The sequence below is a fragment of the Streptococcus sp. GMD3S genome (genome assembly GCF_000298695.2).
Classification (GTDB): Bacteria; Bacillota; Bacilli; order Lactobacillales; family Streptococcaceae; genus Streptococcus.
Window position 1 is genome coordinate 121,434 of record NZ_AJRC02000003.1, and the last position, 23,458, is coordinate 144,891.

Below are 23,458 nucleotides of genomic sequence, written 5' to 3' on the forward strand. Positions count from 1 at the left end.
ACGAAAGAGGTAATGAAAATGGCTTCAAAAATGCTACACACTTGCTTGCGAGTAGAAAACCTTGAAAAATCAATCGCTTTTTATCAAGATGCTTTTGGATTTAAAGAATTGCGTCGCAGAGATTTTCCAGATCATGCTTTCACCATTGTCTATCTAGGACTTGAGGGGGATGACTATGAGTTGGAGTTGACCTATAACTATGATCACGGTCCTTACGTGGTAGGAGATGGCTTCGCCCATATCGCCCTCAGTACACCTGACCTTGAGGCCCTACATCAAGAACATAGCGCTAAAGGCTATGAGGTGACAGCTCCTAATGGACTTCCAGGAACTCAACCAAACTATTACTTTGTCAAGGATCCTGACGGTTACAAGGTCGAAGTCATTCGTGAAAAATAATCCAGTGAAGTCAAGTAGAATGTTCGTTTTCTACTTGACTTTTTTTCTTTGAAAGAGTATACTAATACAAATTTAACCTTTAAGGGGAGTCCAGAGAGACTCACAAGGTGTCAGATAAAAGGGATAAGGGGACTCTCTGTGGAGACTTTTTAAGTGTGCGCATGAGTTCTAGCCTAACCCAACTGAGGCCTTGCATTAGCAAGGCCTTTTCTTTATCTGGTCCCCTTAAATTTAAGGAGGAAAAGTCATGAATCCCACATGTAAGAAGCGTTTGGGTGCCATTCGTTTGGAAACCATGAAGGTGGTCGCACAAGAGGAAATTGCGCCAGCAATCTTTGAATTAGTCCTAGAAGGGGAGATGGTTGAAGCCATGCGAGCCGGCCAATTTCTTCATCTGCGTGTGCCTGATGACGCCCATCTCTTGCGCCGCCCTATTTCAATTTCGTCTATTGACAAAGCAAACAAGCAGTGTCACCTTATTTATCGGATTGAGGGGGCTGGGACAGCTATTTTTTCAACCTTAAGTCAGGGAGATACTCTTGATGTGATGGGACCTCAGGGAAATGGTTTTGACTTGTCTGACCTAGACGACCAGAGTCAAGTCCTCCTCGTTGGTGGTGGGATTGGTGTTCCACCCTTGCTAGAAGTAGCCAAGGAATTGCATGCGCGTGGGGTGACAGTAGTGACAGTCCTCGGTTTTGCGACTAAGGATGCTGTTATTCTCGAAACCGAATTGGCCCGATATGGTCAGGTCTTTGTAACGACAGATGATGGTTCTTATGGCATCAAGGGAAATGTTTCTGTTGTTATCAATGATTTAGACAGTCAATTTGATGCGGTTTACTCATGTGGTGCTCCGGGAATGATGAAGTATATCAATCAAACCTTTTATGATCATCCAAGAGCCTATCTATCTCTAGAATCTCGTATGGCTTGTGGGATGGGAGCTTGCTATGCCTGCGTTCTAAAAGTGCCAGATAGTGAGACCGTCAGCCAACGCGTCTGTGAAGATGGCCCTGTTTTTCGCACAGGAACAGTTGTATTATAAGGAGAAAGTCATGACTAACAAACGTTTACAAGTTTCTCTACCGGGCTTGGATTTGAAAAATCCCATCATTCCAGCATCAGGCTGTTTTGGTTTCGGCCAAGAGTATGCCAAATACTATGATTTAGACCTTTTAGGCTCCATTATGATCAAGGCGACGACACTTGAACCCCGTTTTGGGAATCCTACTCCCAGGGTGGCAGAAACGCCTGCAGGTATGCTCAATGCAATCGGTTTACAAAATCCAGGTTTAGAAGCTGTTTTAGCTGAAAAGTTGCCTTGGCTGGAAAGAGAATATCCTTCGCTTCCCATCATCGCCAATGTAGCAGGCTTTTCAAAACAAGAGTACGCTGCCGTTTCTCAGGGGATTTCCAAGGCTACAAATGTAAAAGCTATCGAGCTCAATATCTCTTGTCCGAATGTGGATCACGGCAATCATGGACTTTTGATTGGGCAAGATCCTGACTTGGCTTATGAAGTGGTAAAGGCAGCTGTGGAAGCCTCTGATGTGCCAGTTTATGTTAAATTAACCCCTAGTGTAACGGATGTTGTCACCATCGCCAAAGCCGCAGAAGATGCAGGGGCAAGTGGCCTAACCATGATCAATACCCTTGTCGGTATGCGCTTTGACCTTAAAACCAGAAAACCAATCCTAGCCAATGGAACAGGTGGAATGTCTGGACCAGCAGTCTTTCCAGTAGCCCTCAAACTCATCCGCCAAGTCGCCCAAACAACCGACCTTCCCATCATTGGAATGGGAGGAGTGGATTCTGCTGAAGCAGCGCTAGAAATGTATCTGGCTGGTGCCTCTGCTATCGGAGTTGGAACAGCCAATTTTACCAATCCATATGCCTGTCCTGATATTATTGAAAATTTACCAAAAGTCATGGATAAATACGGCATTAGCAGTCTAGAAAATCTCCGTCAGGAAGTCAAAGCCAATCTGAGATAAGCTAGGTCTTCCTTATCGTCAACAAGAAATAGAATCTTCATCAATTTGTAATATTTCCGTCGATTAACTATGTTACAATAGGGTTTAGAAAACGTTATTGGAGCATTTAAATGAAACGATGGAAAGTGGCCCTAGTAAGTGCTGGCTTATTGGGGTGTTTTTTTACTGTAGTGGACACAGCAAAAGCAGAAGAGGGGACTTGGCAAGGAAAGACCTACCTCAAAGCAGACGGGAAACCAGCAACCAAGCAATGGCTTTTTGACCAAACGCATCAGAACTGGTTTTATCTTAAAGATAATGGTCAACGTGCAGAAAATGGCTGGTTGACAGTTGGTGGTAAAGATTACTATTTTAACGAAGCTGGAAAATTAGCTACGAAAACGTGGGTTGGCCAGTACTATGTGACTGAAAGTGGTGCTAAAGCAAAGGAACAGTGGGTATTTAATCAGGAAAAAGAATCCTGGTATTATCTAAAGTCTGATGGTCAGAAAGCTCAAAAAGAATGGATTCAACAAGGTCAAGAAAAATATTACCTTAAAGAAGACGGGAAAATGGCCAAAGATGAGTGGATCACTCAAGGTGAGAACCAGTACTACATCAATTCACAAGGTAAAATGCTGAAAAATGCTTGGCTTGGTAAAAGCTATATATCAGAAAATGGTAATAAGGTTAAACAAGCCTGGATTTATGATGACAACTATAGCAGTTGGTTCTACCTTCAACAAGATGGTACCTATGCTGAAAATAGGTGGTTAACTATAGATGGGAAGGACTACCATTTTAAATCAGGCGGTTATCTTTCTACTGAACGTTGGATTGATCGCTTCTATGTTGCGAAGAGTGGAGCTAAATTGAAATCGGAATGGCTCTTTGATAAGAATTATGATGCTTGGTTTTACTTGAAAGCTGACGGAACCTATGCCGAAAAAGGCTGGGAAACGATTAAAGAAAAAGATTACCATTTCAAATCAGGCGGTTATCTTTCTACCGAGCGCTGGATAGATCGCTTCTATGTTGCGAAGAGTGGAGCTAAATTGAAATCGGAATGGCTCTTTGACAAGAATTATAACTCTTGGTTTTACTTGAAAGCTGACGGAACCTATGCTGAAAAAGGTTGGCAAACCATCAAAGGCAAGGATTACCATTTCAAATCAGGCGGCTACCTCTCTATGGAAACTTGGATTGACCGCAGTTATGTGACGAGCAGTGGAGCAAAAGCTGGCAAAGGGTGGCTCTTTGACAAGAATTATAACTCTTGGTTCTATATCAACTCTGATGGAAATTATGCCAATAAAGAATGGCTCTGGGATAATGGTTACTACTATCTCAAATCTGGTGGTTATATGGCTGCGAGTGAGTGGGTATGGTACAAGAACAACTGGTTCTACCTCAAGTCAAATGGAAAGATGGCTGAGAAAGAATTAATCTACGATTCATCCGACCAATCATGGTATTACCTTAAATCAGGCGGTTATATGGCAAAAAATGAAACTGTGGATGGTCATACCTTGGATGCTTCTGGTAGATGGCATGTTGCGGATAAAACCAAATATTACAAAGTTAAACCAATCACTGCCTATGTCTATAGTGCATCTGGAGAAATCTTGAGTTACATTAACCAAGGAAGCATTGTTTCACTGGATAGCTCGACGCGAAAAGGCGGCCGACTTGCAGTTTCGATTTCTGGCTTGTCTGGCTATATGAATCAAAGTGATTTGACAGCAGTAGATGAAGGTAGCGAGTTTATCCCTCATTATACTAGTGATGGGAAATTCCTCTACCATGAACTCTCTCCATATACGAGTATCAAAGTAGCTCCACACACCTCTGCTATGGTTATTGGTAAGAAGTACTACTCAACTGATGGAGAGCACTTTGATGGCTTTACCATTAAAAATCCTTTCCTCTATAAAAACTTAAGAGAACCAAGTAATTATAGTGCAGCTGAATTGGATAAACTGTATTCGATGATGAACTTGCAGGATAGTCCTCTAGCAGGTAAAGGAGCGACTTTCAAAGAAGCTGAGGAACGCTACGGTGTCAATGCCCTTTACTTGATGGCACATAGCGCTCTTGAAAGTGCGTGGGGACGTAGTCAAATTGCCAGAGATAAGAACAACTTCTTTGGTATTGCTGCTTATGATACTAGCCCATATCTCTCAGCCAAGAGCTTTGATAATGTGGACAAAGGAATTCTTGGAGCGGCCAAGTGGATTCGTGAAAATTACATTGACTATGGTAGAGACCACCTTGGAAACAAGGCAACTGGAATGAATGTTCGCTATGCTTCCGATCCGTACTGGGGTGAGAAGATAGCCAGCATCATGATGACCATCAACAGCAAACTTGGTGGGAAAGACTAATCAAAAGAAATCAACGGTAACTACTGAGAAGTGGTTATCGTTTTTGTATATCTGGCAATAAGTTGATTCTATAGCTTTTTAAACTTGAAATTTTTAAAACAATATATTAAAATATAGAAGAGATTGCTTATAAATTAAGGAGTTTAAAATGAAGAAATCAATGATTGTTGGGCTTATTACTTTTATTGCTTTAGGTTTGGCAACAGGATACTATTTCTTATCCTATGTGCCTCATCAAGCTGTTGTAACTAAGTTTGAAGATGTAGTAAAGGATTTAAATGAAAAGAATAAAGAAGTTGAAGATCAAATAGCTGAGGCTGAAAAGGTTATTGAGAATAATGAAGAACCTCTTGATTCTAAGACATTGGAAGAATTGAAATCAACTATAAAGGATAGCAAAGATTCACTTCGTAAAGAACCAGAAATGGAGAAAGCGACTGCTAAGATTGAGAAGCAAATTGAAGAATTAAGTCAACCATTAGATTATAGTGAAACAAAAAAGAATTTGTCTGAAAAATTGACTCACTATCAAAATAGCATTCTTCAATTAAAACAAATTACAAATCCTTCTAGTTCTTTTATTGAAGAAAGACTCAAAGAAATTGAATCAATTACTGGAGTACAATCTGTTACGGAGGATAATGACCCTAATAAAAAATTAAATAAACAAGGAGGATATACAGCGTCTGTATATTTCGTTGACAAGCAAGTGAATGAATCTGTAGAAGGCTCAGATATTGTTCAAAAAGGTAATGATGCTGGTGGAAATATAGAAGTTTATAAGACAAAAGAAGATGCAGAAAAGCGCAATACTTATATTAGTGCTTTTGATGGAACTGCTTTAAATCCGGGATCCCACTATGTTTATGGAACCATATTAATTCGCACTTCGCACCATTTAACAGGAGCGCAACAGAAAGAACTGACTGAGAAAATCTACAATAAATTAATTGAACTGAAATAATTAAAAAATTGGATAGCTATTTGTTTTATTGAACTAAGATACAGTCAAAAAGCCGTTGGAAAACGGTTTTTTGTTATAATTAAATGAAGAATGTAGCATTAAAGGAGAACAACATGACTTTTGAAGAAATCCTGCCTGGGTTAAAGGACAAGAAAAAATATGTACGAACTGGTTGGGGAGGGGCTGAAAACTATGTCCAACTCTTTGACACTATCGAGCAAAACGGGGTTGCACTTGAAGTGACGCCTTATTTCCTCATCAACGTGTCTGGAGAAGGGGAAGGTTTTTCCATGTGGAGCCCGACACCTTGTGATGTTTTGGCGACGGATTGGGTAGAAGTGCATGACTAGACGTGTATTGATTACGGGAGTGAGTTCAGGGATTGGTCTGGCTCAAGCCCGACTCTTTTTAGAGAAGGGGTATCAAGTATATGGAGTGGACCAAGGTGAAAATCCACTCTTAGAGGGTGATTTCTACTTTTTACAGAGAGATTTGACCTTGGACTTGAAACCTGTTTTTGACTGGTGCCCTCGGGTGGATGTTTTGTGCAATACTGCAGGAGTTTTGGATGCTTACAAACCCTTATTGGAACAATCAGCGCAGGAAATTCAAGAGATTTTTGAAATCAACTACGTGACTCCTGTTGAGTTGACTCGGCATTATTTTACACAAATGTTGGAAAATAAAAAAGGAATCATCATCAATATGTGTTCGATTGCTTCAAGTCTAGCTGGCGGAGGTGGTCACGCCTATACCTCGTCTAAGCACGCCTTAGCTGGCTTTACCAAGCAGTTGGCTCTAGACTATGCTGAGACTGGTATTCAGGTCTTTGGGATTGCTCCAGGGGCAGTCAAGACAGCTATGACCGCTGCGGACTTTGAACCCGGTGGATTAGCAGACTGGGTAGCTAGTGAAACGCCAATCAAGCGCTGGATTGAGCCAGAGGAAGTAGCAGAGATTAGCCTTTTCTTAGCAAGTGGAAAAGCGAGCGCCATGCAAGGACAAATCCTGACCATTGATGGTGGTTGGAGTTTGAAGTAGGAGGAGTTGAATGGAAATCAAAAAACACTTTGGAGTCTATGCTGTTTGCTTTGAAAATGGGAAGTTACTCTGCATTGAAAAAACGAGAGGCCCTTATCAACATCGTTATGATCTACCTGGTGGTAGTCAGCAACTTGATGAAGGATTGACGGAAACGCTGATTAGAGAAGTTATGGAAGAGACGGGCTTTACTGTTAGAAACTACTCCAATCCTCGAATCTACGATGTTTTCGTCAGGGAAGAGTTAAAAAATTTTATGGTTCACCATATCATGGCATTTTATGATATTGAGGTCAACGAGAAGGAAGCTCAAGTTACGATTTCGGAAGTTGTCTCTGATGGTGCGAATGATTCGCTCGGATATGTTTGGATGGATATTCAAGAGATCACAGAAAAAAATGCTTCGCCCTTAGTCTTGAAGGTTAAGTCTGAATTATTAGGATTTCCAGAGCTGGACAAGACCTTGTATATGAATTGGAAGGTGAAGTAGGGGGATAATGGAACTATTTAAAACATGGAAGAAAAATATGGTTCTTTATGGTCTTAAATCTCAAATCGGAACTGTCTACCGAAACAGTGATAGGACAACAAGCTTTTATGATGTTGGAAATTTTCTATACCTAGCAGGGGAGTTGGATTCCAGATTTTGGGAAGATTTTGTTAGGAAATACGGTTTAGATTATAAGATTATTATTTCAGAAGATACTAATTGGCAAGATTTTCTACATCGGAAAGTGGAGCTAAATTCTTTTACTCGCTATTCTTTTAAAGATAAGGCAAATTTTCAAGTTGAATTTCTAAATGGTCTAGTTACTCACTTAGAGGAAGATTACAATATTGTGCCTATTGATAATCATATTTATAACTGCTTTTCTGAGGAAGAATGGTCACAAGATTTACAGGGGGATTTTGAGTCCTATCAGGATTTTGTTTTAAAGGGTGGATTTGGCTTTGTGATTCTTAAAAATAATGAACTGATTGCTGGGATTTCCTCAGGGTTAGTTTACCGTGGAGCAGTTGAAGTGGAAGTTGCAACTAGACCAAACGAACAAGGAAATGGATTTGCTAAAAAGCTTGGTGCTACAATGATTCTGGAGAGTTTAAATAGAGATATGTTTCCACTTTGGGATGCTCATAACGAGGCTTCCAAAAAAGTAGCAGAATTTTTAGGATATGAGTTATTTGAACCTTATGAAGCTTTTGAACTAGAGGAAGGTATCATATAATGATATCTGATATTGTATGTTTTAAGACGAGGTGAATGGCTATGCAAAACCAACTTGCTCTTAGTGGCGAACAAATTGTTGAAAAAGTTTACCCTCAATTATTGCATCATGTTGGTATGATTCGTGGGGAATATTTGTTGAGAGAGCTTAATCAAAACATCCTATTAGCAAGTTGTCAGCAATTTGTAAAAGATTATCTAGATACCATTTGCTCCTTGTACTCAGATGAAGAGGTTTGGTATCGTTTTTCAGAGTTAACAAATACAGAAGCTAATTGTTTAGAGGGGACTAAAGAGCATTTTGATGAAAATCATCCCTTGTTTGGTTATAGAGGAACTAGGCGCTTGCTGGCGTGTCCTGAAGAATTTCAGGCTGAAGCACATGTCGTTACAGAAGTTTATCAAACAAATCCCAATCTATCTGTTATTTTTCCTTTTATCAATGATGCTGAGCAGTTAAAACAAGCTATTAGAGTATTGCGTGAGCATGGTTTTACTGGAAAAGTCGGCACAATGATTGAGTTACCGTCAGCTTATTTTGACTTGGACAGGATACTGGAAACTGGTATTTCAAAGATTGTAGTTGGAATGAATGATTTGACTTCTTTTGTTTTTGCGACTGTGAGAAATAGTCAATGGCATGATATGGAAAGTCCAATAATGTTAGATATGCTGAGAGATATGCAGGATAAAGCAAGGATGAAAAAGATTGACTTTGCTGTAGCAGGCTATCTGAATGCTTCTTTCATACAAAAAATGAATCAGACGGGTATCAAGTGTATTATCCACTACAGTTCTATTCCAGAGATTTTTAATTTAGAGATTGATCATCCAGACCATCTCAAACGTATAAAAGAAGTAAGTAAAAAATTACAAAGGAGCAAACTATGACACCGCAAGAAATGTGGAATATTTACAAGCAAATTAACCCCACGATTGGAGATGAGATAGATGCCTGGGCTTTTGGAGTGGAAGCAGATCTCTTGGCCGACTTGGTTCTAAGAGGCGAAAAGACTGCAACCGCCTCAGCTTACGACCTCTACGCACTAGAAGACGAACCTCTTCCACAAGAAGGGACCTTCGATGTCATTTTAGACAGTCAAGATCAGGCTGTCTGCATTGTCGAAATTACCAAGGTCTCCGTTCAGCCTTTTCATCAAGTTTCTGCCGACCATGCCTATAAGGAAGGGGAAGGTGACAAATCCCTAGCCTATTGGCGTCAGGTTCATGAGGATTTTTTCACCGAGTGGATGAGGGAAACCGGACTGACTTTTACTCCTGACAGCAAGGTTGTTTTAGAAGAATTTCGCAAAGTCTACCCACTCTAGACTGCAGAAGGAAGAAAGTTTTGGAAATCACCGTCCAATCCTTTTTTCTTAAGCAAAACATGATATAATAAGTTTGTTTGAAGAAGAGTAAAACTCTTAAACTTAGAATAGGAGAAAACTATGCAAGCAGTAGAACATTTTATTACGCAATTTGTTCCTGAACACTATGATTTATTTTTAGACTTGAGTCGTGAGACCAAGACCTTTTCTGGGAAGGTGACCATCACTGGTCAAGCACAGAGTGACCGTATTTCCCTTCACCAAAAAGACTTGGAAATCGCTTCTGTAGAAGTTGCGGGTCAAGCTCGTCCATTTACAGTTGACCATGACAATGAAGCCCTTCATATCGAATTGGCTGAGGCTGGTCAAGTTGAATTGGTCATTGCTTTTTCAGGAAAAATTACAGACAACATGACAGGGATTTACCCTTCTTACTACACAGTTGATGGTATCAAGAAGGAAGTCTTGTCTACTCAGTTTGAAAGCCATTTTGCGCGTGAAGCCTTCCCATGTGTGGATGAGCCTGAAGCCAAAGCAACTTTTGACCTCGCTCTACGTTTTGACCAAGCAGAAGGTGAAGTGGCCTTGTCAAATATGCCTGAAATCGATGTGGAAAACCGCAAGGAAACAGGCATCTGGAAGTTTGAAACGACACCTCGCATGTCTTCTTACTTGTTGGCTTTTGTCGCTGGTGATTTGCAAGGGGTGACCGCTAAAACTAAAAACGGTACCCTCGTAGGTGTTTACTCAACCAAAGCCCATCCACTATCTAACCTTGATTTCTCATTAGACATCGCCGTTCGCTCAATCGAGTTTTACGAAGATTACTACGGAGTTAAGTATCCAATTCCTCAATCGCTCCACATCGCCCTTCCTGACTTCTCAGCAGGTGCCATGGAAAACTGGGGTCTTGTGACTTACCGTGAAGTTTACTTGGTTGTGGATGAGAACTCAACCTTTGCTAGCCGTCAACAAGTTGCCCTAGTTGTAGCACATGAGTTGGCTCACCAATGGTTTGGAAACCTCGTGACTATGAAATGGTGGGATGACCTTTGGCTTAATGAAAGCTTCGCTAACATGATGGAATACGTCTGTGTGGATGCCATCGAGCCAAGTTGGAATATCTTTGAAGACTTCCAAACAGGTGGTGTTCCAGCTGCGCTTAAACGCGATGCGACGGATGGCGTTCAGTCTGTTCACGTTGAAGTTAAACACCCAGATGAAATCAATACCCTCTTTGATGGCGCTATCGTCTATGCCAAAGGAAGCCGTCTCATGCACATGCTTCGCCGTTGGCTCGGTGATGCGGATTTCGCTAAAGGCTTGCATGCTTACTTTGAAAAACACCAATACAGCAATACCATTGGTCGAGACCTTTGGAATGCTCTCGGACAAGCATCAGGACGTGATGTTGCAGCCTTCATGGATTCTTGGTTGGAACAACCTGGATACCCAGTTCTCACTGTCAAAGTTGAAAATGACGTCTTGAAGATTTCGCAAAAACAATTCTTCATCGGTGAGCATGAAGACAAGAACCGTCTCTGGGTGGTGCCACTCAACAGCAACTGGAAAGGCCTACCAGATACACTTGAAACTGAAAGCATCGAAATCCCTGGCTATGCCGCTCTTCTTGCTGAAAATAAAACAGCTCTTCGTCTTAACACTGAAAATACTGCCCACTACATTACAGACTATCAAGGAGACTTGTTAGATGCCGTTCTTGCTGAGCTAGAGACACTTGATAACACAAGCAAATTACAAATCGTTCAAGAACGCCGTTTGCTTGCTGAAGCGGGTCACATTTCTTATGCTGACTTGCTCCCAGTCCTTGATAAACTTTCTAAGGAAGAGTCTTACCTTGTTGTTTCAGCTGTTTCTCAAGTAATTTCTGCCCTTGAACGCTTTATTGATGAAGGTACAGAAGCTGAGAAAGCCTTTAACAGTCTGGTTGCTAAATTGGCTCGTCATAACTATGACCGTCTTGGCTTTGAAGCCAAAGACGGAGAATCAGATGAGGATGAATTGGTTCGTCAGTTGGCCGTTTCTATGATGATTCGCTCCAATGATGCAGAAGCTAGTCAAGTCGCTAGCCAAATCTTTGCAGCTCACAAGGAGAACCTTGCAGGACTTCCAGCAGCCATCCGTGCACAAGTTCTTATCAATGAAATGAAACACTATGAGACCAAGGACTTGGTCGCAACTTATCTGGACCTCTACACTCATGCGACGGATGCGGTCTTCAAACGCCAGTTGGCAGCTGCTCTAGCCTACAGTACAGATGCTGACAATATCCAAACCTTGATTCGTTCATGGAAGGACAAATTTGTGGTGAAACCACAAGACCTTTCTTCATGGTACCTCCAATTCCTCGGACACCAAACAACTCAAGAAACTGTTTGGGTATGGGCGCGTGAAAACTGGGATTGGATCAAGGCAGCTCTTGGTGGGGATATGAGCTTTGATAGCTTTGTCATCTTCCCATCACACATCTTTAAAACAGAAGAACGCTTGGCTGAGTATAAGGAATTCTTTGAACCGCAACTTTCTGACCTAGCTCTTAGCCGTAATATCCGCATGGGGATCAAGGATATCGCAGCGCGTGTTGACTTGATTAAGCGTGAGAAAGCAGCAGTCGAAGCTGTTGTAGCCCAATATGGCAAGGCTTAATTCGTTCAAAATGTAAACAAAAACTCAACTTTCTATCTTAAAAGAAGAGAGAGTTGAGTTTTTTTTAAGGCAATTTTGGTATAATAATCATAACAAGGAGGAGTTTCTGATGATAAAAATCTTATTAGTAGAAGATGACCTAGGTCTGTCAAACTCAGTATTTGACTTTTTGGATGATTTTGCAGATGTCATGCAGGTTTTTGATGGAGAAGAAGGGCTCTACGAAGCTGAAAGTGGCGTTTATGACTTGATTTTGCTTGACCTGATGTTGCCTGAAAAAAATGGTTTCCAAGTCTTGAAAGAGTTGCGAGAAAAAGGAATTACGACACCAGTTCTTATCATGACTGCCAAAGAGAGTTTGGATGACAAGGGACATGGTTTTGAGTTGGGAGCGGATGACTATCTCACCAAACCTTTCTACCTAGAAGAACTCAAAATGCGGATTCAAGCCCTTCTCAAGCGTTCAGGAAAGTTTAACGAAAATACCTTGACCTATGGGGATGTAGTCGTCAATCTTTCAACGAATGAAGTGAAGGTGGAAGACACGCCTGTGGAACTGCTCGGAAAAGAGTTTGAGTTATTGGTTTACTTCCTTCAAAATCAAAATGTTATTCTTCCCAAGACACAAATTTTTGACCGTCTATGGGGATTTGATAGCGATACGACTATTTCCGTTGTAGAAGTCTATGTTTCAAAAGTTCGTAAGAAACTGAAGGGTACAGCCTTTGCTGAAAATCTTCAAACCTTGCGTAGTGTCGGGTATATTTTAAAAGATGTTCAATAAATTAAAAAAAACATGGTATGCGGATGATTTTAGCTATTTCATTCGAAACTTTGGAGTGTTCACCTTGATTTTCTCTGCTATGACCTTGATTATCCTTCAGGTCATGCATTCGAGTCTCTACACCTCTGTAGATGAAAAACTACAAGCCCTTAGTAGTAGTCCCCAAGCGGTTATCCAGTTAGCCCTTAATCGGGCAACTGAAGAGGTCAAGGATATCCAACCCGCAACAGCGGATGCCAGCAAGGCTGAAATCAAGCCCAATGTCAGCTCCAATACGGAAGTCTTGCTCTTTGACAAAGATTTTAACCAACTCTTACTGGGCAATCGCTTTTTAGGTTTGGATAAGATCAAGCTGGACAAGAAAGAGTTGAATCATATTCGGCAAATCCAAGTTTTCAACAGCTATGGTCAGGAAGAAACCTATCGAATGGTCTTGATGGAAACCAACTCTTCCACCGTATCAAGTAATGTCAAATATGCGGCGGTTCTAATCAATACCAGCCAGCTTGAGCAAATCAGCCAAAAACACGAGCATTTAATTGTTGTAGTGATGGCGAGTTTCTGGCTCCTGTCTTTAATTGCCAGTGTTTACCTGGCACGTGTCAGTGTCAAACCGCTACTGGAAAGCATGCAAAAGCAGAAGTCCTTTGTTGAAAATGCGAGTCACGAACTGAGAACGCCTTTGGCCGTTTTACAAAATCGTTTAGAGAATCTCTTTCGAAAACCAGAGGCAACAATCATGGAATCCAGCGAAAGTATCGCTTCCAGTCTTGAAGAGGTTCGCAATATGCGTTTCCTCACGACCAATCTTCTCAACCTTGCACGTCGCGATGATGGAATCAAACCAGAAATAGCAGAAGTTTCTCCACAATTCTTTAAAACAACCTTTGCCAACTATGAGTTGATTGCTTCTGAAAATGATCGTGTTTTCAACTATGAAAATCGAATTTACCGTCCATTCATGACCGATCAGTTGCTCTTAAAACAACTCATGACTATCTTGTTTGATAATGCCATCAAGTATACTGAAGAAGATGGCAAGATTGAGTTTGTAGTTCATGCTACAGATCGCCACCTCTATCTTACAGTGACGGATAATGGAATTGGAATCTCAGCTGCCGATAAGAAGAAAATCTTTGACCGTTTTTATCGTGTAGACAAGGCAAGAACCCGTCAGAAAGGTGGTTTCGGCCTGGGACTATCTTTGGCCAAGCAAATCGTAGATGCCTTAAGAGGAACGATTACCGTAAAAGATAACAAACCTAGAGGAACAATTTTTGAAGTTAAGATTGCCATCCAATCTCCTTCAAAACGAAAGAATAAATAAAAAAGACAGTTATAGAACTGTCTTTTTAGATAACTAGAAAAGAGGTTGGTAGTAGTACCAACCTTTATTTTGAAAGTTTTCGTTTCATTATCTTTCTTTGAAGTTGTAAAAGTGCGAAGCTTGTTGCCATAGCAGCGATAAATGATAAAGCTGTATTTAATTTTAAGGCTAAAAAGATAAAGCTAAAAAGCACCATAAAAATACAGAAACAAGCGATATTTACAAAAAATAAAATCTCTTTTAGGTTAGGGCCGACTGGGGCTTCTGGTGTATAATCTTGATAAAGCGGAGTTTGATTTGATTCGGGAGCTTGTTCAAACTCATAAGCTTCTAGTTTTCTTGCGGACATGATTCTCTCCTTAACAGTACATAACTATTTTATCATTTTTTATGCAGAGAATTATTACAGATTTGTTACAAAACTACTAAAGTCTCTTATCATCTTCTAAGTCGCTCTCTTGACACCTACAAGGGAAAATGGTAGCATGGATGTTACACTTAAAACAGATGACCTAACCTTCTCTATTATAAATATACTGAGAAAGGAAAGGATAACTTATATAAATTGATAGCAAGCTGAGGCTTTTTCCTAAGATAATTTGTTGAGTTGCTACCTGGATACTTTTGAAGAGTATTGGTAGGAGTTGTTTTGAATGGATGATAAGACAGAGATTCTGTCTATTGGACTGGGTGGCTTTTAAACTACCTCTGGGAAAAGTAAAAGGAGATAAGCATGTATCTTGCTATCAAAGAGATATTACGAAACAAACTTCGATATAGTTTGATTCTAACTACCATTTTTCTTATCGCTTTTATGGTCTTTTTTATGACCAGTCTAGCTCTTGGTCTTGTGCGAAACAACCGAGCAGCTATTGATAATTGGAAAGCGACGGGTGTCGTTTTATCCGACTACGCAAATGATAATTTGACGGCATCCTTTATTCCTGAAAAGGACTACAAGGAAAAGAGTTCTGAAGAGGCTGCTCCATTGGGCTATATGTTCGCTGTGACCAATCTAGTCGATGGTAGTGAAAAGATCAACGTTTCCATCTTTGCTCAAGACTGGGACTCTTTTATCTCTCCTAGTTTGACGGAGGGTCGTTATCCTGAAAGAGATGATGAGGTTGTCGTGGATCAGTCTTTTGAGAACTATGGGATGAAGCTAGGTGATGCCATTCAGCTCAATGGAAGCGAGACAAGTTACAAGATTGTAGGCCTGACTCAAGGAAATAAATTTTTCACAGAGCCTGTTGTCTTTACGAGTCTGACAACTTATTGGACCTTACAAGGAACCTTGAAGGCCAATCGTTCCGTCTCTGCCTTGGTATTGAAAAATGACATAGAAGTGTCTGGCGATGGATTGAAACAGATTTCCATTCCAAAAATGATATCGAAAATTCCTGGTTACACACCTCAGGTTAATGTATTTTCAGGAATGATTCTTGCTATGATTGTCATTACAGGCTTGATTGTGGGAATTTTTGTTTATATCATTACCATCCAAAAACTAGGCCTTTATGGAATAATGCGGGCTCAGGGGATACAGATCAAAACCATTGTATGGTCTCTGTTCTGTCAAATCTTCCTCCTAGCTGGTATGGGGATTGCTTTAGCCTTGCTGGCAATCGGAGGAGTGATTTTAGTCTTACCAGCTACCTTCTTTTTCTATCCAAGTTGGATAGCCTACTCTGTCCTAAGCTTGGTAATTTCCTTGATGGCCCTTCTAGGTGGTGTCATTTCACTTCCACGCTTGCTAAAGGTAGACCCGATTACTGCGATTGCAGAATGATAAGGAGAATAGTATGACAGCATTGATTGAAATGAATCAAGTGACAAAAACCTACGGGGAAGGAAAGATGAGAGTCGTAGCCCTGCATGAGACGAATTTTCAGCTAAATGCGGGAGAGTTCGTAGCTATCGTCGGGCCTTCTGGCTCTGGAAAGACGACTTTTCTAACGACTCTAGGACAACTTCAGGGAGCATCGAGTGGAAAAATTTTGGTAAAGGGGAAGGAAACAGGCAGTTTGACGGAGAAGGAAAAAACAGATCTCCGTTTTAGAGAGTTTGGTTTCATTCTCCAGGCTTCAAACTTAATTCCTTTTCTAACGGTCAAGGAACAGCTGGATTTGATAGACAGACTAGATAAGGGAAAAAATAGTAAAAGTGACCGAAAAGAACTCTTTGACTTGTTGGATTTGGAAAAAGTTCAAAATCATTATCCCAAAGCTCTATCGGGTGGCGAACGTCAACGTGCCGCGATTGCTAGAGCGCTCTATAACAATCCAAGCATTGTGCTTGCAGATGAGCCGACAGCCAGTCTAGATACCGAGCGTGCTTACCAAGTAACGGAGATGCTGGCTGCCATTGCCCATGAACAAGGAAGAGGAGTTGTCATGATCACTCATGATACACGCCTTCTTGATAAGGTTGACCGTATTTATGTCATGAATGATGGCCACCTAGTTGAAGAAACACATGCATAAAATAGAGTGAATGGTACAAGTTACTGTTCACTTTTTTGATTGGAAAAGATAGAAACAAGTTTAACTTTTTGTGAAACTCCCAGTACCCATAGCTGATTTTTGAGAAATGTGGTATAATTTTTCTTATGGAAAAGATTATCATTACAGCAACTGCTGAAAGTATTGAACAAGTTGAACAGTTACTCGAAGCCGGCGTAGACCGTATCTATGTTGGTGAGAAAGATTTTGGACTTCGTCTGCCAACAACCTTTAGCTATGAAGAGTTACGCACCATCGCTAAGCTGGTTCATGAAGCAGGCAAGGAATTGATCGTTGCGGTCAATGCCCTTATGCACCAAGACATGATGGACCGTATCAAGCCCTTCCTAGACTTCTTGGAAGAAATTAAGACAGACTACATCACAGTTGGGGATGCAGGTGTCTTTTATGTGGTCAACCGTGATGGCTATTCCTTTAAGACCATCTACGATGCTTCAACCATGGTGACAAGCAGTCGTCAGATTAACTTCTGGGGTCAAAAGGCAGGCGCCTCTGAGGCTGTTTTGGCGCGTGAAATTCCATCTGCTGAACTCTTCAAGATGCCAGAGATTTTGGAAATTCCTGCTGAAGTATTGGTTTATGGAGCTAGTGTCATTCATCATTCTAAGCGTCCGCTCTTGCAAAACTACTATAACTTCACGCACATCGATGATGAAAAGACACGTAAACGTGACCTCTTCTTAGCAGAACCGAGTGACCCTGAGAGCCATTACTCTATCTTTGAAGACAATCATGGGACCCACATTTTTGCAAATAACGACCTTGATTTGATGACCAAATTGACAGAATTGGTGGAGCATGGTTTTACTCACTGGAAGCTAGAGGGGCTCTACACACCTGGTCAGAATTTTGTAGAAATTGCTAAACTCTTTATCCAAGCACGTGGCTTGATCCAAGAGGGCAACTTTAGCCATGACCAAGCCTTCTTGTTAGATGAGGAAGTGCGCAAGTTACACCCTAAAAACCGTTTCCTCGATACAGGATTCTATGATTACGATCCTGATATGGTTAAATAGGACACCAAAACCCGAAATAAAAATGTTCGGGTTTTTCCAGTGTATCCATGAAATAAAAACGGATACATGTTATAATAAAAATAGCTCTTTAATGGAGGTGTTTAAGTGGAGAATCTGAAAAAGATAGCAGGTATCAAGGCTGCTGAGTTTGTCAAGGATGGTATGGTTGTTGGACTCGGTACTGGATCAACTGCTTACTATTTCGTAGAAGAAATCGGTCGTCGGATTAAGGAAGAAGGTTTGCAGATTACTGCTGTAACGACTTCCAGTGTGACCAGTAAACAGGCTGAAGGTCTTAACATCCCGCTCAAGTCGATTGATCAAGTAGACTTTGTCGATGTGACGGTTGACGGGGCGGATGAAGTAGATAGTCAGTCCAACGGGATCAAAGGTGGTGGTGGTGCCCTTCTGATGGAGAAGGTTGTCGCAACGCCCTCAAAAGAATACATTTGGGTGGTCGATGAAAGCAAACTGGTAGAGAAACTAGGTGCTTTTAAATTGCCTGTAGAAGTGGTTCAGTATGGTGCAGAACAGGTCTTTCGTCGGTTTGAGCGAGCTGGCTACAAACCAAGTTTCCGTGAAAAAGACGGCCAACGTTTTGTGACCGATATGCAGAACTTTATCATTGACCTAGCCTTGGATGTCATTGAAGATCCGATTGCCTTCGGACAAGAATTGGACCATGTCGTTGGTGTCGTAGAGCATGGCTTGTTCAACCAAATGGTGGATAAGGTCATCGTAGCGGGACGAGATGGTGTTCAGATTTTAACTTCAAAAAAAGCAAACTAATCAAAAAAATAAGGAGACAGACTATGTCAAAATTTAATCGTATTCACTTGGTGGTACTGGATTCTGTGGGAATCGGTGCTGCACCAGATGCCAATAACTTTGTCAATGCAGGAGTTCCAGACGGAGCTTCTGACACACTGGGACACATTTCCAAAACAGTTGGTTTGAATGTGCCAAACATGGCCAAAATCGGTCTAGGAAATATTCCACGTGAAACTCCTCTAAAGACTGTACCAGCTGAAAGCAATCCAACAGGTTATGCAACAAAATTGGAAGAAGTTTCCCTTGGTAAAGATACCATGACTGGTCACTGGGAAATCATGGGACTCAACATTACCGAGCCTTTCGATACTTTCTGGAACGGATTCCCAGAAGAAATCCTGACAAAAATCGAAGAATTTTCAGGACGTAAGGTCATTCGTGAAGCCAACAAACCTTACTCAGGTACGGCTGTTATCGATGATTTCGGACCACGTCAAATGGAAACTGGAGAGTTGATTATCTATACTTCAGCTGACCCTGTTTTGCAAATTGCTGCCCACGAAGACATCATTCCTTTGGATGAATTGTACCGTATCTGTGAATACGCTCGTTCGATTACCCTTGAGCGTCCTGCCCTTTTAGGTCGTATCATTGCCCGTCCATATGTTGGTGAGCCAGGTAACTTCACTCGTACAGCAAATCGTCGTGACTTGGCCGTTTCTCCATTTGCTCCAACTGTTTTGGATAAATTGAACGAAGCTGGTATCGATACTTACGCTGTTGGTAAAATCAACGATATCTTTAACGGTGCTGGTATCAATCATGACATGGGCCACAACAAGTCAAACAGCCACGGAATTGATACATTATTGAAGACTATGGGACTTGCTGAGTTTGAAAAAGGATTCTCCTTCACAAACTTAGTTGACTTTGATGCCCTTTACGGCCACCGCCGCAATGCTCATGGTTACCGTGATTGCTTGCATGAGTTCGATGAGCGCTTGCCTGAAATTATCGCTGCCATGAGAGAGAACGACCTTCTCTTGATTACTGCGGACCATGGAAATGACCCAACTTATGCAGGAACAGACCATACTCGTGAATATATCCCACTTTTAGCTTACAGCCCTAGCTTTAAGGGAAATGGTGTCATTCCAGTTGGACATTTTGCAGATATCTCAGCAACAGTTGCGGATAACTTTGGTGTTGAAACTGCCATGATTGGTGAAAGTTTCTTAGATAAATTGGTATAAGATGACGCAATATGCTTTACTTGTTCGGGGCATTAATGTCGGTGGGAAAAATAAGGTTGTCATGGCGCAACTTCGTCAAGAACTGACAGAGTTGGGACTGGAAAAGCTTGAGACCTACATCAACAGTGGCAATATTTTCTTTACTTCGACAGACCCCAAAGCCCGATTGGTTGAAAAGTTAGAGGCTTTCTTTGAAGTCCATTATCCATTTATTCAGAGCTTTTCTTTGCTGAGTCAGGAAGATTATGAAGCAGAGCTGGAGAATCTGCCAGATTGGTGGACTAAAGACCTGGCTCGAAAAGATGTCCTCTTCTACACGGAGAGCTTGGATGTGGATCAAGTCATCGAGAAAGTGAACAGTTTGGAACTGAAAGATGAAGTGGTTCATTTTGGAAAACATGGGATTTTCTGGGGGAAATTTTCTGAAGAATCCTACTATGCAACTGCCTATCATAAGCACTTGCTCAAGATGCCTTTTTATCGCAACATCACCATTCGCAATGCAAAAACCTTTGACAAAATCGGTCAAATGCTAAAAAATAATAAAGGAGACACAGAATGACATTTTTAGATAAGATCAAAGAAACAGCTGCTTTCCTGAAAGAAAAAGGAATCCAAGCGCCTGAGTTTGGTTTAATCCTTGGATCAGGACTTGGAGAATTGGCAGAAGAAATCGAAAATCCAGTTGTAGTAGACTATGCAGATATTCCAAACTGGGGTCGTTCGACAGTAGTCGGACACGCTGGTAAATTGGTATATGGAGAACTTGCAGGTCGCAAGGTCTTGGCTCTTCAAGGTCGTTTCCATTTCTACGAAGGAAATCCTCTTGAAGTCGTGACTTTCCCAGTTCGTGTGATGAAAGTCTTGGGTTGCGAAGGTGTCATTGTAACCAATGCTGCTGGTGGTATTGGATTTGGTCCTGGTACCTTGATGGCTATCTCAGACCATATCAATATGACGGGGCAGAACCCATTGATGGGTGAAAACTTGGATGATTTTGGTCCACGTTTCCCAGATATGTCTAAAGCCTACACTCCAGAATATCGTGCTACTGCCCATGAAGTGGCTAAGAAACTTGGTATCAAGCTTGATGAAGGTGTCTATATTGGTGTAACAGGTCCGACTTATGAAACCCCAGCAGAAATTCGCGCCTATAAGACACTGGGAGCAGATGCAGTTGGTATGTCCACTGTTCCTGAAGTTATTGTTGCCGCCCACTCAGGCTTGAAAGTTCTCGGTATTTCATGTATCACGAACCATGCTGCTGGTTTCCAAGAAGAACTCAACCACGAAGAAGTTGTGGAAGTAACAGAACGTGTTAAAGGCGACTTCAAAGGCTTGCTGAAAGCTATTCTTGCTGAATTGTAATCATGTTAATAGAATTGAGGAGTATTTTTCGAAAAATCCCTTATAATTTTAGATTATTCATAGCAGTAATTCTGCAAGGAATAGTTTCGGGTTTATCTGGTATATTTCTCCATTATCTTTTAGAGATGGTGGAGGGGCTAGCTTTTGGTCAGTCAGAGCATCATAGTGGATTTCTGACAGATGGAGTTGCCTCCTCACGGATAGGACTAAGTTTAATAATCGTGGGTCTTAGCTCGTCCTTAGTCTGGTACTTCTTGCAAAAAGGGTCGAAGATTTATTCCATCAAAGCTCAGATGAAGGATGAGACTTCACAATACAAGCTTCATTTTTTAAGACAGCTATTTCATTCAATTTGGCAGATTATTGCAGTTGGAGGGGGAGCGCCTATTGGAAAAGAAGCTGCGCCACGAGAGATTGGAACCCTATTTGCAGGGCCAATTGGAAAAATATGTATACTGTCTATGAAGGATCGCATCTTTCTCCTTGCTTGTGGTGCTGGTGCTGGTTTAGCGGCTGTTTATCAGGTTCCATTAACAAGTGTTTTCTTCGTTTTTGAGACTCTAGGAATTACTTTATCTATCAAGCGATTTGTATTTGTCGGTTTGACTACCTATGTGTCAACCTATACAGCAGGATTGGTTATTTCAGATCATGCTCTCTACCAGATTCCAGCTATTGCATGGTCATTAAAGGAAGTGTGGATTGTCCCTTTATTACTTCTTTTCTTAACCCCCCTAGCTTGGCTTTTTGGTCGTTTAAGTAAAAAAGTGTCTTCAAACAGGATAAAAGATAAACGAATACTTCTCACATTGCCCTCAGCTTTTCTTTTTCTTGTTGGTCTGGCAAGTTACTTTCCACATCTACTTGGCAATGGACGCATGATGGCTCAGGAAATTTTAAATGATAGCAGTGGTCAAACAGTGCTTCTCATGTTTTTCCTAAAAGCAGTGGTCGTTCTTATTATCCTTTGGGCAGGGGCCTATGGTGGTACTCTTACGCCATCTTTTGCCTTGGGGATGGCTGGAGCTGCTCTCTTGGGCATGATTCTAGGTTTGGACAGTCAGCCAACCGTTTTACTTTTGGGATCTGTTTGCTTTTTATCTGTGACCTTGAGGGCGCCCATTTCTGCAACCGGATTAGTTATAGGTTTCACTGGGCTAGGTTTAGATTCTCTTCCGTATCTCTTAGTAACTGCTTTCCTAGCTTATGGTTTTGCAAAGGTGTTAGACCGTTTTCCTTGGGCTAGCATACTGTGTAAGATGTCAAAGAATAAAGTAATTAGGTAGGAAATACCCGTTTCTTCTAATCAAGGATTTATCTTAAAAGATTAAAAATTATTGTTAGTTTATCAATAACTGTTTTAAATAAAAATGTAGTAGGCTTATCGGAGTCATGATTGAATACGATTTTTCCTAGCTATGAAATATAAAAATAAATAAAGAAAGGTAGAGCGAAGTGTTCTAATTTGAACACGAGCGGAAAACTCGGAAAATAGATAATCTGATTGAGAAATCAGGATTTCTCGTCAGATTCCTAATTTTCAGTCGTTTTCTTGTCGCTCTCTAATCATCATAAAATAAAGAAAGGATGGGTAAACCGTATTTGCTGAACTGAATACGGGCGGAGAACTGTGTAAAAAAGATAAACTGTCTAGCATCTGCGATGCTTCGTCAGTTTCCTATTTTTACTTTGTTCTCTGTCGCCCTTTATATCTTAACTATGTCTATCCATATTGCTGCTCAGCAGGGTGAAATTGCTGATAAAATTCTTCTTCCGGGGGATCCTCTTCGTGCTAAGTTTATTGCGGAGAATTTCCTTGAAGATGCTGTTTGTTTTAACGAAGTTCGTAACATGTTTGGCTACACTGGTACTTACAAGGGCCACCGTGTATCTGTCATGGGAACTGGGATGGGGATGCCATCAATCTCTATCTATGCCCGTGAATTGATTGTAGACTACGGAGTGAAGAAATTGATCCGTGTCGGAACTGCTGGTTCCTTGAATGAGGATGTTCACGTTCGTGAATTGGTTTTGGCGCAAGCAGCTGCAACTAACTCAAACATCATCCGAAACGACTGGCCACAGTATGATTTTCCACAAATCGCTAGCTTTGATTTACTAGATAAGGCCTACCATATCGCCAAAGAACTCGGTATGACTACCCACGTTGGGAACGTTTTGTCGTCAGATGTCTTTTACTCAAACTACTTTGAAAAGAACATCGAGCTTGGTAAATGGGGAGTTAAGGCTGTGGAAATGGAAGCAGCAGCTCTTTACTATCTTGCTTCCCAACACCACGTTGATGCTCTTGCAATCATGACCATTTCTGATAGCTTGGTCAATCCAGATGAAGACACTACTGCAGAAGAACGCCAAAATACCTTCACTGATATGATGAAGGTTGGATTGGAAACCTTGATTGCAGAGTAATCA

Annotated in this window: 24 protein-coding genes; 23 read left to right on the forward strand and 1 reads right to left on the reverse strand. The window is 41.2% G+C overall.

Annotated features, from left to right (window positions below; all coding sequences use genetic code 11):
• Window positions 1–18 precede the first annotated feature (18 nt).
• The 14 genes from gloA to GMD3S_RS0202555 all read left to right on the forward strand — a co-directional run bounded on the left by gloA (window position 19) and on the right by GMD3S_RS0202555 (window position 14,095).
• Entirely contained in the window at window positions 19–399 is a 381-nt protein-coding gene (gloA, locus tag GMD3S_RS0202490) for a lactoylglutathione lyase (protein WP_000157150.1), read from the forward strand.
• A 247-nt stretch (window positions 400–646) separates the two neighbouring features.
• The gene (locus GMD3S_RS0202495; RefSeq protein ID WP_001070074.1) at window positions 647–1,447 is read left to right on the forward strand and encodes a dihydroorotate dehydrogenase electron transfer subunit; all 801 of its coding nucleotides are present in this window, start codon (window positions 647–649) and stop codon (window positions 1,445–1,447) included.
• The gene (locus GMD3S_RS0202500; protein WP_161800715.1) at window positions 1,410–2,396 is read left to right on the forward strand and encodes a dihydroorotate dehydrogenase; all 987 of its coding nucleotides are present in this window, start codon (window positions 1,410–1,412) and stop codon (window positions 2,394–2,396) included. The genes GMD3S_RS0202495 and GMD3S_RS0202500 overlap by 38 nt, the downstream gene beginning before the upstream one ends.
• A gap of 110 nt (window positions 2,397–2,506) precedes the next feature.
• Window positions 2,507–4,759 carry a glucosaminidase domain-containing protein gene (locus GMD3S_RS0202505; RefSeq protein WP_000832902.1) on the forward strand — a complete coding sequence of 751 codons (2,253 nt, stop codon included), beginning with the start codon at window positions 2,507–2,509 and terminating at the stop codon, window positions 4,757–4,759.
• A gap of 148 nt (window positions 4,760–4,907) precedes the next feature.
• Window positions 4,908–5,723 carry a hypothetical protein gene (locus GMD3S_RS0202510; protein ID WP_000749426.1) on the forward strand — a complete coding sequence of 272 codons (816 nt, stop codon included), beginning with the start codon at window positions 4,908–4,910 and terminating at the stop codon, window positions 5,721–5,723.
• Between the two features lie 113 nt (window positions 5,724–5,836).
• A complete protein-coding gene (locus tag GMD3S_RS0202515; RefSeq protein WP_000141924.1) occupies window positions 5,837–6,073 on the forward strand; it encodes a DUF2829 domain-containing protein in 237 nt (78 codons plus the stop codon).
• Entirely contained in the window at window positions 6,066–6,764 is a 699-nt protein-coding gene (locus tag GMD3S_RS0202520; RefSeq protein WP_000198455.1) for a 3-oxoacyl-ACP reductase, read from the forward strand. Before GMD3S_RS0202515 ends, GMD3S_RS0202520 begins: the two co-directional genes overlap by 8 nt.
• A 10-nt stretch (window positions 6,765–6,774) precedes the next feature.
• Window positions 6,775–7,254, forward strand: coding sequence for an NUDIX hydrolase (locus GMD3S_RS0202525; RefSeq protein WP_000403326.1), 480 nt, complete (start codon window positions 6,775–6,777; stop codon window positions 7,252–7,254).
• A gap of 7 nt (window positions 7,255–7,261) precedes the next feature.
• On the forward strand, window positions 7,262–7,990 hold the full coding sequence (locus GMD3S_RS0202530; protein WP_000418697.1) for a GNAT family N-acetyltransferase: 729 nt from the start codon (window positions 7,262–7,264) through the stop codon (window positions 7,988–7,990).
• A gap of 41 nt (window positions 7,991–8,031) precedes the next feature.
• Window positions 8,032–8,880, forward strand: a complete 849-nt coding sequence (locus tag GMD3S_RS0202535; RefSeq protein WP_008276044.1) for a putative PEP-binding protein — start codon at window positions 8,032–8,034, stop codon at window positions 8,878–8,880.
• Window positions 8,877–9,317 carry an ASCH domain-containing protein gene (locus GMD3S_RS0202540; protein ID WP_000188825.1) on the forward strand — a complete coding sequence of 147 codons (441 nt, stop codon included), beginning with the start codon at window positions 8,877–8,879 and terminating at the stop codon, window positions 9,315–9,317. The genes GMD3S_RS0202535 and GMD3S_RS0202540 overlap by 4 nt, the downstream gene beginning before the upstream one ends.
• A gap of 120 nt (window positions 9,318–9,437) precedes the next feature.
• Window positions 9,438–11,984, forward strand: coding sequence for a M1 family metallopeptidase (locus tag GMD3S_RS0202545; RefSeq protein ID WP_001149141.1), 2,547 nt, complete (start codon window positions 9,438–9,440; stop codon window positions 11,982–11,984).
• Window positions 11,985–12,093: 109 nt separating this feature from the next.
• Window positions 12,094–12,768 carry a two-component system response regulator CiaR gene (ciaR, locus tag GMD3S_RS0202550; protein WP_000590635.1) on the forward strand — a complete coding sequence of 225 codons (675 nt, stop codon included), beginning with the start codon at window positions 12,094–12,096 and terminating at the stop codon, window positions 12,766–12,768.
• Entirely contained in the window at window positions 12,758–14,095 is a 1,338-nt protein-coding gene (locus GMD3S_RS0202555; RefSeq protein WP_000482349.1) for a sensor histidine kinase, read from the forward strand. The genes ciaR and GMD3S_RS0202555 overlap by 11 nt, the downstream gene beginning before the upstream one ends.
• A 64-nt stretch (window positions 14,096–14,159) precedes the next feature.
• On the opposite strand, the gene GMD3S_RS0202560 is transcribed toward GMD3S_RS0202555, so the two are convergent.
• Window positions 14,160–14,444, reverse strand: coding sequence for a DUF3270 domain-containing protein (locus tag GMD3S_RS0202560; RefSeq protein WP_001276165.1), 285 nt, complete (start codon window positions 14,442–14,444; stop codon window positions 14,160–14,162).
• Between the two features lie 384 nt (window positions 14,445–14,828).
• Here GMD3S_RS0202560 and GMD3S_RS0202565 point away from each other — a divergent pair, with 384 nt between their 5' ends.
• From GMD3S_RS0202565 to deoD, 9 genes are all read left to right on the forward strand, one after another.
• Window positions 14,829–15,884, forward strand: coding sequence for an ABC transporter permease (locus tag GMD3S_RS0202565; RefSeq protein ID WP_000280270.1), 1,056 nt, complete (start codon window positions 14,829–14,831; stop codon window positions 15,882–15,884).
• A 13-nt stretch (window positions 15,885–15,897) separates the two neighbouring features.
• Window positions 15,898–16,578 carry an ABC transporter ATP-binding protein gene (locus GMD3S_RS0202570; RefSeq protein ID WP_000125733.1) on the forward strand — a complete coding sequence of 227 codons (681 nt, stop codon included), beginning with the start codon at window positions 15,898–15,900 and terminating at the stop codon, window positions 16,576–16,578.
• Between the two features lie 125 nt (window positions 16,579–16,703).
• A complete protein-coding gene (locus GMD3S_RS0202575) occupies window positions 16,704–17,633 on the forward strand; it encodes a peptidase U32 family protein (protein WP_000411181.1) in 930 nt (309 codons plus the stop codon).
• Between the two features lie 105 nt (window positions 17,634–17,738).
• Entirely contained in the window at window positions 17,739–18,422 is a 684-nt protein-coding gene (gene rpiA, locus GMD3S_RS0202580; protein WP_000429254.1) for a ribose-5-phosphate isomerase RpiA, read from the forward strand.
• Between the two features lie 23 nt (window positions 18,423–18,445).
• Entirely contained in the window at window positions 18,446–19,657 is a 1,212-nt protein-coding gene (locus GMD3S_RS0202585) for a phosphopentomutase (protein ID WP_000033119.1), read from the forward strand.
• A gap of 1 nt (window position 19,658) precedes the next feature.
• Window positions 19,659–20,219 carry a DUF1697 domain-containing protein gene (locus GMD3S_RS0202590; protein WP_000195703.1) on the forward strand — a complete coding sequence of 187 codons (561 nt, stop codon included), beginning with the start codon at window positions 19,659–19,661 and terminating at the stop codon, window positions 20,217–20,219.
• Complete coding sequence (locus GMD3S_RS0202595) at window positions 20,216–21,025, forward strand: purine-nucleoside phosphorylase (protein WP_000143361.1); 810 nt, start codon at window positions 20,216–20,218, stop codon at window positions 21,023–21,025. Before GMD3S_RS0202590 ends, GMD3S_RS0202595 begins: the two co-directional genes overlap by 4 nt.
• 2 nt (window positions 21,026–21,027) lie before the next feature.
• Window positions 21,028–22,311: a chloride channel protein gene (locus tag GMD3S_RS0202600; RefSeq protein ID WP_000904385.1), complete on the forward strand. Its 1,284-nt coding sequence runs from the start codon at window positions 21,028–21,030 to the stop codon at window positions 22,309–22,311.
• A 433-nt stretch (window positions 22,312–22,744) separates the two neighbouring features.
• Window positions 22,745–23,455, forward strand: a complete 711-nt coding sequence (deoD, locus tag GMD3S_RS0202605; protein WP_008276062.1) for a purine-nucleoside phosphorylase — start codon at window positions 22,745–22,747, stop codon at window positions 23,453–23,455.
• Window positions 23,456–23,458 lie beyond the last annotated feature (3 nt).